This is a genomic window from Neobacillus ginsengisoli (genome assembly GCF_030813055.1).
Genome location: NZ_JAUSTW010000007.1, coordinates 36,576 through 47,175 on the forward strand (window position 1 = coordinate 36,576; position 10,600 = coordinate 47,175).

Consider the following 10,600-nt stretch of genomic DNA (forward strand, 5'->3'; position numbering starts at 1 on the left):
TGAATTTGTTATTTGACCTTTCGAGCGTCTATTATTTCTTTCATATAATGAAGAAGATCTTCCCTTAATGATGGTTCTTGTAACGCAAACTCAATAGTAGTCTTCACAAACCCAACCTTTTCACCGACATCATACCTCTTACCTTCAAAATCATAAGCAAACACTCTTTGAATTTGATTCAACTTCTGAATCGCATCCGTCAATTGAATCTCTCCACCAGCACCAGTTTCTTGCTGCTCTAAAAACATAAATATTTCTGGCGTTAATATATATCTGCCCATTATTGCAAGATTTGATGGAGCACATCCTTGCAAAGGCTTTTCAACCAAATTTTGCACCTGATACCGTCGACCATCCTGTGATGCTGGATCAATAATGCCATAACGATGTGTCTCTTCATTTGGAACCGTTTGAACTCCAATAACAGAAGAAAGAGTTTCTTTATAGATATTAATAAGTTGTCTAAGACATGGTGTTTCACTTTGGACTATGTCATCACCTAGGAGTACAGCAAATGGCTCATCCCCAATAAAATTCCGGGCACACCAAACTGCATGTCCTAACCCTTTTGGTTCCTTTTGACGAATATAATGAATATCTGCGAGGTTGGTAGAGTATTGAACTTTATCCAACAAATCTAACTTCCCTTTTTCAATTAGATTCTGCTCAAGTTCCGGAGCAAAATCGAAATGATCTTCAATTGCACGCTTACCTTTCCCAGTTACAATAATGATATCTTCAATTCCAGAAGCTATAGCTTCTTCAACTATATATTGTATTGTAGGTTTATCAACAATTGGCAACATCTCTTTAGGCATTGCTTTTGTTGCAGGAAGGAATCTAGTTCCAAGTCCTGCAGCAGGAATAATCGCTTTCCGTACTTTTTTCATTTTTAATCCACCTTAGTTTTTTAACAGCCAAAATTTGATTATTATTTATCGAACATTATTTATAAGCACAATAAACTTAATTAGTGACAAACATTGAAGAAGTATCAAATTTATTGTTAGCAACTTCTATTAATGTGTCATGCATTTCCTCTTCAGGCATGTTTAAAAGTTGATTTGTTAAATAACTTAATACTTCAGAGTTGATTAAATTTGCTTTACCAATATGAATTTTCGGAAAAATACTTTCAGGATGTATCTCATTCTCGTTAAGAAGCTCTTCATACATCTTCTCACCTGGACGAATTCCAGCAAAGTGAATACCGATTTCTTCTATTGTGTAGCCTGACAGTTTAATTAAATTTTTAGCTAAATCAACAATTTTCACTGGCTCACCCATATCCAATACAAAAATCTCTCCGCCACGTGCTAATGCACCCGATTGGATAACTAGTCTGGATGCCTCTGGTATGGTCATAAAATAACGTGTCATATCAGGATGTGTAACCGTTACTGGCCCGCCAGCCTGTATTTGTTTTTTAAATAGCGGAATAACACTTCCGCGGCTTCCAAGTACGTTTCCAAACCGAACGGCTACAAATTTTGTGTTACTATTTTGAGCTAGGCTCTGAATAATCATTTCGGCAAACCGCTTTGTTGCACCCATTACATTAGGAGGATTCACCGCTTTATCCGAAGATATCATCACAAAAGTACTAACGCCGTAGGTGTCAGCTGCTTCCGCAATATTTTTCGTACCAAAAATATTGTTTTTAACTGCTTCTCTCGGATTATATTCCATCAACGGAACATGTTTATGTGCCGCCGCATGATATACAACAAAAGGCCTATGATATTCCATCACTTCAAACATTCTCGTTCGATCTTGAATATCACCAATAACAGGAACAATCTCAATCATTTTTTGATACTTGTTACGAAGCTCCATATCAATTTGATAAATACTGTTTTCACCATGTCCAACTAAGACAATTTTGCTGGGATTAAACTTACATATTTGCCTGCATATTTCAGAACCAATCGAACCGCCTGCACCCGTAACTAAAACTGTTTTTCCAGTTACATATTCTGATATGCTTTCAATATTTAACTCTACCGGTTCTCTTCCAAGTAGATCCTCAACCTCAACCTCACGGAATTGATTGACTGAAACCTTACCCGTCATTAAATCCTCTAACATCGGGATGATTTGCGTTTTCACCTTTGTTTTTGCGCATTCATCAAAAATACGGTTCAGTTCAGCTCGCTTGAGCGAAGGGATCGCGATGACGATATTCTCTATCTTTAGACTCGAAACCGCATCTTGAATTTGATTTGTATTCCCAAACATCGGAATATCTAAATATTGCAGCTTGTATTTTTTGGGGTCATCATCGATAAAAGCGACCGGTTTTAACTCCGCATCCACATTTTTCAATAATTGTCGGGCAACCATTAACCCTGCAGATCCCGCTCCTATAATGAGTGTTCGCTTTTTCGATGTTTCCTTCTTAATATAGGTATCCCTAATCATTCTCCAAATAAATCTCGATCCGCCAACCGTTAATATATAAAGCATCCAAGTAGTGATTACAATTCTCAAATAAACCTCTACATGAATTATGTATTGAACAATCGTAGTGGTAAGTACGGATAGGGTAACTGCTTTCACAATGGCAATTAACTCTCCAATACTTGCATATTCCCATGCTTTGTTATAAAGATGATAATAGCTTGCAAAAATATGATGGCTAACAACTATTGTAAGGACACTTATGATCAAAAATTGATCAGTTGGTATTTTTACCAAAGGATGTAATGGATTATAACTAAGGTAATAAGACAATAAGACCAATATGGAGTCTAAAAGAGCTAATATAACCAACCGTGTTTTGTACGCCATTTCATCATTCCCCCTTTTTCTCTCTATTTTGTTTTTCAAAACACATTCATTCACTAAAGCATCTGGGCAAAAAAAATAAATACCTAATGGAAACTCACGTGTCATGACACTTGTTCTTTCATTAGATATTTATTAATTTTAGTAGTAATCGGGCATCTAACCCTGCCTCACATCATGCTTTTGACGACATGCGTCTAAGGATGAGAAGAAATATCTTCCCTCCCACAGTATGATCGAGTGCCCCCATGGATAACGGACAGGGAAGCCTCGCCGATCAGGTATTTATCACCTGAAAATAGATTTTTATTTGAATTCCTTTAAAACCTATCAGTTTACTAGGTTAGAAGATTTTAAAGAATCGTTTCTTTTTAATTTGCTCTGGTATTTCCCTTATTACATTTTGCCCCTCAATTAAAAGTTCGGCATTTTCCTTAAATAAATAGACCTGATCATTTCCAAACTTAGTATCAATCAAATCGAAGGCCTCCTCCATTTTAAAGGAGCGACTGCTGACATTATGAGCATCCGAAGCAATAAAGTGTGTTAGATTTGCTTCCACTAATTGTATAGAGAAGTTTTTTATTTTTTTTCCAAAATACCCACAAAGGCTTGACGCTGTTACTTGTGTAAGAGCACCCTTTTCAACAAAACGATACAAAGTTTCAGGTCTCTCCATCAGTTCAGCATTTCTCTCTGGGTGAACAATAATCGGTGTAAGTCCCTTTACTTGAATATCATAAAGAAGTTTGTCTGTATACCTTGGAACATTGCTTGATGGAAATTCAATAAATAAATACTGACTATCATTTAATGTTTGAATTTGATTCGCTTCGAAGTCTTCAATTATTTCACCGTAAATTCTTGGTTCTTGTCCTGCAAGAATTTTTACGTTGATTTTTTCTTTTTGCAAAACCCGATTTAACTCTTCAACCTTATCTAGAATTAATAGTCTACGATTATCATATTGACTATTGAAATGAGGAGTGGCAATGATCGTGTGGATTCCTTCTTTTTCTGCTTGTTTTGCCATGTTGATGCTGTCATCGACATTCTTTGCTCCGTCGTCAATTCCCGGCAATATATGACAATGGATATCAACCATTCGCCCCACTCCCTCCCCTAAAAATTGTCATTTCAACAAACCCTTATTAGTCTATCACTTTTAATAGATGTGTAAAAGGGTGTAATTTGTCGAATTCTGTTATTTTGCACCGTAATAATAATAATAATCTGTGTTTTGTATTTTTTTATTATTTAAGACAACACCCAGTAATTTACCTTGCGCTGAGTCGAGATGTTCTTTTGCTTTAACCATTTGCTCTTTCTCAGTTGTTTCACTAGAAACGACTAGGATAGTCCCATCACATTTATTGGCTAAGACCTGTCCATCGGTAACCACTAATATTGGCGGAGTATCAAATAGAATCATATCGAAAAATTCTTTTGCGTTTTCGAAGAATAAATCCATCGATTTTGAACCCATGAGCTCAGCTGGATTTGGAGGAATTGGACCACTCGGTAAGATAAATAAATTCTTTTCATCCGTCTCTGAAATGGCCTTTTCTAGTGTTAATTGTTTTGTTAAAACACTTGTCAAACCAAATGTGTTGGTTTGATTAAATGTATAGTGGACAGTCGGTTTTCTCAAATCCGCATCAACGAGTAATACTTTTTTTCCTTGTTGTGCAAAAGCAACAGCCAAATTAGCAACTGTTGTTGATTTCCCTTCTCCTGGGCCTGCAGATGTTACCATTAATGACTTTATATCATGATCAACAGTTGAAAATTGAATATTGGTTCGAATGGTTCGGTATTGTTCTGATATCGGGGATTTAGAATCCAACATCGTAATAAGAGTTCTTCTATTAGAAACTTTACTTTTCTTGTTATTCTTTTTAAGAACCAATTGACTCACCTCTTACCCTTACATTTCGTTCTGCATGTTTTCCCTTGCTTTGTTTTAGTTGTGATTCATCCATCTTAGCGATAACGCCGAGCACCGGTAAGCCAAGTAGTTTTTCAATTTCCTGTTCGTTTTTAACAGTAGTATCAAAGTATTCTAGTAAAAATGCTAACCCTACTCCAGCCATTAAACCAACTACTAAAGCAATTGCTACATTTAATAATGGTCTCGGCTTGATTGGTTTAGGATTTTCAGTAACATCAGCTTTTGCAAGTATACTAACATTATCGACACTCATAATTTTCGCAATTTGATCTTTAAAAACGTTTGCTGTTTCATTGGCAATTTTCGCTGCTTTAGCCGCACTTGTATCTTGGACTGATAAATTCACTACTTGGGAATCCTTTTCATTCTGTACAGTAATTTTTTGAGTAAGCTGTGCAGCTGTCATATTCAAATTTAAGTCTTTGATAACCAACTCAAGAATAGCCGGACTTTTTATAATGACATTGTATGTATTAATTAATTGGAGGTTTGTCTGTACATCATTGTAATTAACCGCAGTCTGATCTTTTTTGGATTGATTTACGAGTAGTTGTGTCGATGCTTGATAAACTGGAGTTAAGAAAAAATAGCTAACTACGCCACTCATTAATACTGCAATGAAAGTGATACTTAAAATTAAACTTATTCGTTTCCGCATTGTTTGCAGTAACTCTTGTAAACTGATTGTTTCTTCCATGAGGCCCTCCCGAATTTTGTAAATAGAAATAAAAACAAAGTGAATTATATCATAATCTGTAGCGCTTTTTGTTTGATTTTGTAAATTAATCTCACCTAATCTATTAAACACTTTTTTGTAAGAAATTTGAAGAGAAATTTTTAGATGGAATTTTTTACGTTTTACCGTTTTAATTTATTAAAGAATTTCTGCTTAATGACAATTTTCAAAATAATTACCAACCAGTGCTTTCTATTTCAGTTGTAAATTCACACAAAATAACTGGCCTAAATTTCCGGTCCAACTTAGATTGTTATTAATCCTAATATATACGATATTGGATATTGTGAAATGTTTTACCAGAGAGTAAAAAGGCCCATTTATTTTGCAGATACCCTTTTATTAGTTGTTATTGTTGCAACACAACTTATTAAACCATGATAATTGGAGAGTCACCACTTACTATTTGGTGAATGTTTACTGACAGGATTGTAAGAATTATGCCAACACAATAAAACCTTGCGAATAAAAGAAACCTAAACCCTAAGTGAAATGGTTGCCGCCATTTCTTTAGGTTCTTTCATAAAAATGAGACTTAGCTTATAGGTCTTGTTTTTTTTTGAAGTTTTTCACTTTCTAAAAGAACCTAAATCCCTAAGAAATTGATGTATCACCAATTCATTTAGGTTCTTTTAGGAAACAAAAATCATGAGTTCCCAAAATGGTAACTTCGAGCAAAAAAAATTAGTTTTTTTCTTCCATTGATGCAATTTCTCGTTTAATCTCTTCAAGACTTACACCTGTATCTAAAAGATTCAGCATAAATACCTCTCGTGCTCTTAGATCGTAATAACTCTTGTGATAAGGAACATCCCATTCAGCAGGGTCTTTGATGCTGTATCGAGTATCATTAATTTCAATGACATTCATAGTAACGAGCTTTTCTAATTCCTCTTTCACCTTGGTTTTGCTGACACCAGATATTTGAAAATCGGAAAGTTGCGGTATCACTGCAGACTCTTTCCCGAATACATGGCTAAGCATATTAATTAGAAGGAGTAACTTTAATTGACGTTTTGTGAAATCTCTTTTTAAAGATTCACCACGAATAATCAACCCTTGAACCACTATGTCTTCATTCCGATTTTTGTAACGCTTAGCGACAACTTTTTTGTAAGCATTGAATGTTCGTCTTGCCCAAGTCATAGTAATACCCCTTTGACTAATTTTAGAAGTTCCCAAAATGGTAACTTTGGGTAAAAAAATTAGATCCCTAACTCTTTTATTTTCTCCAGCATCGGTTTTACATCGATTCCTGCATGCTTTAAATTTAAGAAAAAAAGTTCCTGCGATCTAGAATCAGTAATAAATAATAGTTTTATTAATTTTGCATTGCTATATCAGACTAAAGAATCATACCACGTTAAAAATGCATAATCAATGCTCTTAAGAAATTTTTTACATTTAGTGAAACATATGATACATAACTAACATTATGCAAATAAATGTGGGCAGGGGCCTTTCACCCTTGCACGAAGTTGTAAACCTTCAGCTTGCGCACCTTCTACTCTCATTGATGGGAGTCACCTGCGTCTATCTTCCGTCACCACAATATGTATGAGTAGGTTTCCCAATCCAGCCTATTTTGCTTGTTCACCCCATGACCATCGAACAAGCTGCCCCCCCGTTATGTACCGCTGCGGATTTTTAGTAATGACTGAGTTGCGAGCACTCATTGTCACCCCAGACCTACTACACTAACATTAAATTTAGGGTTATTTGTTATATATAGCACTCAAAAAGGGAGGCGGCGCCAACCGCCACCAACAGATTAAAAAGGAAAACCTGTTTCTTCTGGTTTTAATATAGAAGGTAATTCACTACTTGTTTCAACCTCCTGTATAGTATCTTCATGAATGCAATCCAAGCGGTCCTATATCTTTTTTTAATTCAGGAGATAAATAAATATCTTTACTTAACTCATCAGAGCGATGCATGAATTGGGTTTAACTTGTTCTTCGTGACACACAAATGATTTCAAAATATACCAATAAAGACAAACTTCATTATCACGGAAGTGAAACAACAATCTCTACTGCGGATCTTACAGCAACTCACCCTATCTATTCTTTCACGTACTCACTAAAATCACCTATATGTTTCTAATAAGTCATAACATGTTTGAAGGAAAAGAGGTTGAACTTGTAAACGAAAACAACCTTTATCTCATGCATATATGGAAGCCCTTGGATTATCCTGAATTTCGTGGAGAAATTCATACGTATACCAATATTGAATATGCATTTTTACTGGGTTTAAAAACAATTGTATATACAACAGGCTCTGCACTTTTAATGATTTATATATCTTCCTTTTTGACGGCGTTTTATGCTATGAGAGATATATATGTACCATTAAATACTGCATTAAAAAGGTTAGTACATGTAAACAAAAATAATTTTAATGAAAGAATTCCTTATATTCCAAATAGGAATCCTTATTTAAATCTTTTAGCAGATGAAGTGAATGTAATATTAGAGCGTTCTGAACAAGCGGTATTATCTCAACAGCAAAGCGCTCGTGAAATTACGCATCAAATACGGACACCGTTAACGTCTATACGGCAATCCATTGATTATTTCCGCATGTTCGGATTTAAAAATGAAAAAAAAGTACAAGAGCGGCTCGACATTATGGAAAAGGAAGTTGAGCGCATCGCTTCTATGACAAATAAGATTATTTCATTGTCAAGATTAGAAGAAATACCAACAGAAGATGCGGAGCATTATGATTTGTCACGTAATATGATTGATTACATGGATAGAAAACGGGCGGATAACGAAAATGTTATCTTTGAGCAGAACATACAAGAGGGAATCACCACATTTATTCCGTATGATCATATCCTTGAAATAGTGGACTCTCTTATAGAGAATGCTGTGAAGTATTCGTTTGAACCAAAACATATTTATACGAAATTGACTGCAGACGAAACAACTATTCAAATTACGGTAAGAAATAGGGGCGTGGAAATACCGGAGGATGAAATTGATAAGATCTTTGAACATTCTTATCGAGCAAAGGCTGTACAAAAAGATTATGTTGGCACTGGATTGGGGTTAGCTGTTGTCAAGAGATTTGTGGAATTGCACAAGGGTCGGACTCATGTTACCAGTGAAAATAATGTAACTACATTTGTCGTTACTTTACCTAACAAAATAAAAGGCAAAAAATGACTTAAGAAAAAAATCTTAAGTCATTTTCATTATTTATCTTGCAATTAGAAGAATCAAATGTTCCTGTTCGCGAATAACCAAGGTGACTGCCATTTCTTAGGCTAGTACAAGTTTGTTTCCTTCACGTCTGTACTCTCTTGAGAATGAGTGATCTTTAAGCCAATGAAATAGAACGCGTTGCAAAAAGGCTGCCGAATTATTCCCGACAGCCTAAACTATGTTCCATTAAATATATATATTTAATTAGCTAATTATCATATGTTTCAAATCAGCTTTCAATTCCTTAATTAACTTATCAACAGTGATTTCATTCTCTTTTAAGCCCTTTTCATAGGCCTTTTTTATAATCTCTGAGAAATCGCCTTTATTCGAGTTATTCTTCTTTTCCTCTCCTTCCATCTTCAACAAGCCTCCTTATTCTTGACTCTATTAACAAGATTAATAGAAAATAACTTATTTGTAAATTTTTATCAATTACAATTTAGGTGATTTTAGGGAATTTTGTTGAACAATGACTTATACACATATATATTGTAGAATGCTAGGTCGAATTTTTGTATCGATCAAATTTCCTCATTCGATCACCAAAGAGAGATAAGTCAAGGAATCATGCAACAATAGAACTACCTGAATCCATAAAAGAATAACCTTAAGCATGTTGGGACTAATTTAAAAGAAAAAATACCCAGTTTGTAAATTTTTGTAGAAAAATATCAAAATTGGAATAAACTTTCAAAAGTTTTTGTTATAATGAGAGAGCATAACATTATGGGGGTTGAACATGAGGAATTTTTTTACTATTTTATTAGGAATCATCTGCATTATTGTCCTTTTTCTAGGTCATTCCAATTGGAACAAGAAAATTGCTGCTTCGGCAAAAAATACAAGCGTTCCATCTACTACCCTAGTCAATCCTACTACTGAAACCGAGAAGAATACCGATAATGAAATGAATGCTACCAAACTGATCACTTTAACAAAAAATTGGCCACCTAAGGCAGTAGAGCAATTCCAACAAGCTCTTAAAGTGAAAAAGTCCTATAAAATTCTATTTGTTGGCTCACCAGCAATTGGCTCAGAAACAGCCGGTACATATCAGAACGTGAAAGAAAAGCTTATTGCAGCATTCGGGAAGAATACAATCCAAGTTGTGCTCAAAATCTATGACTCCACTTCTTCCCAATTTGTTACAAGCAATAAACAAGAGGAAGTAGCTGCTGAAGATGCCGATCTAATTGTATTGGAGCCCTTTATCTTAGTGAATAACGGAAAAGTTAAAATTGATGATTCATTAAAAGATGTTTCGAAAATGATGGAAGCTATTAAAGCGAAAAAACCTGAAACCTCTTTTATCCTTCAGCCATCCTTTCCTTTATATAAAGCGAAATTTTATCCGCTGCAGGTAGCTGAGCTTAAAAAATATGCTGCGAACAATCATATTGCTTATCTGGATCATTGGTCAGCATGGCCTGATACCAATTCCGAAAAATTTAAGGACTATCTACTTCCTGACCAAAGTGCTCCTAGCGAAAAAGGGAACCAGGTGTGGAGTGACTACTTAGTTAAATACTTGATTAGCGAATAAGCGGACTCTCAAAAGAGTTTGCTTATTTTTATATGCATAAATTGTAATTTTTTATCCAGAGGGATATTGGGTTCTCCCGATAAGATATGCTTTGAAGTGTGAGGGCAGCTCAAAAGGCCGCCGAATCCTTCTCGACAGCCTAAACTATATTCATTTCAATAAATAAAATATATATAAATAATTAGCCCTCCTATGTTTCATATATGCTTTTCATTCATCCATTATTTTGTTAGCAGTGATTTCATTCTCTATTAACCCCTTTTCTTAGGCCTTCTTCACTATCTATGAATTACTATTATTTTCTTCTTCCAATGGATATACTGTGTCGAGATTTGAGGTATTATAGGAAAATTTCAATAGGTAAT

At 34.9% G+C, this 10,600-nt stretch carries 9 protein-coding genes; 2 read left to right on the forward strand and 7 right to left on the reverse strand.

Annotated features, from left to right (window positions below):
* Positions 1 to 8 precede the first annotated feature (8 nt).
* The 6 genes from galU to J2S10_RS19520 form a co-directional block, all read right to left on the reverse strand.
* Positions 9 to 890 carry a UTP--glucose-1-phosphate uridylyltransferase GalU gene (gene galU, locus J2S10_RS19495; protein WP_307411100.1) on the reverse strand — a complete coding sequence of 294 codons (882 nt, stop codon included), beginning with the start codon at positions 888 to 890 and terminating at the stop codon, positions 9 to 11.
* Between the two features lie 76 nt (positions 891 to 966).
* Positions 967 to 2,790, reverse strand: a complete 1,824-nt coding sequence (locus J2S10_RS19500) for a polysaccharide biosynthesis protein (protein WP_307411101.1) — start codon at positions 2,788 to 2,790, stop codon at positions 967 to 969.
* Positions 2,791 to 3,130: 340 nt separating this feature from the next.
* Positions 3,131 to 3,892, reverse strand: coding sequence for a tyrosine-protein phosphatase (locus tag J2S10_RS19505; RefSeq protein ID WP_307411104.1), 762 nt, complete (start codon positions 3,890 to 3,892; stop codon positions 3,131 to 3,133).
* A 99-nt stretch (positions 3,893 to 3,991) separates the two neighbouring features.
* Positions 3,992 to 4,636: a CpsD/CapB family tyrosine-protein kinase gene (locus tag J2S10_RS19510; RefSeq protein ID WP_307411841.1), complete on the reverse strand. Its 645-nt coding sequence runs from the start codon at positions 4,634 to 4,636 to the stop codon at positions 3,992 to 3,994.
* Positions 4,637 to 4,685: 49 nt separating this feature from the next.
* On the reverse strand, positions 4,686 to 5,435 hold the full coding sequence (locus J2S10_RS19515; protein ID WP_307411107.1) for a YveK family protein: 750 nt from the start codon (positions 5,433 to 5,435) through the stop codon (positions 4,686 to 4,688).
* A 723-nt stretch (positions 5,436 to 6,158) separates the two neighbouring features.
* Positions 6,159 to 6,620, reverse strand: a complete 462-nt coding sequence (locus J2S10_RS19520) for a replication protein (protein ID WP_307411109.1) — start codon at positions 6,618 to 6,620, stop codon at positions 6,159 to 6,161.
* 971 nt (positions 6,621 to 7,591) lie between these two features.
* Between J2S10_RS19520 and J2S10_RS19525 the strand changes: the two genes are divergently transcribed.
* Complete coding sequence (locus tag J2S10_RS19525) at positions 7,592 to 8,650, forward strand: sensor histidine kinase (RefSeq protein ID WP_307411113.1); 1,059 nt, start codon at positions 7,592 to 7,594, stop codon at positions 8,648 to 8,650.
* Positions 8,651 to 8,893: 243 nt separating this feature from the next.
* On the opposite strand, the gene J2S10_RS19530 is transcribed toward J2S10_RS19525, so the two are convergent.
* Positions 8,894 to 9,049 carry a hypothetical protein gene (locus J2S10_RS19530; protein WP_307411115.1) on the reverse strand — a complete coding sequence of 52 codons (156 nt, stop codon included), beginning with the start codon at positions 9,047 to 9,049 and terminating at the stop codon, positions 8,894 to 8,896.
* A 382-nt stretch (positions 9,050 to 9,431) separates the two neighbouring features.
* On the opposite strand from J2S10_RS19530, the gene J2S10_RS19535 reads away from it, so the two are divergent.
* On the forward strand, positions 9,432 to 10,235 hold the full coding sequence (locus tag J2S10_RS19535) for an SGNH/GDSL hydrolase family protein (protein ID WP_307411118.1): 804 nt from the start codon (positions 9,432 to 9,434) through the stop codon (positions 10,233 to 10,235).
* Positions 10,236 to 10,600: the final 365 nt, after the last annotated feature.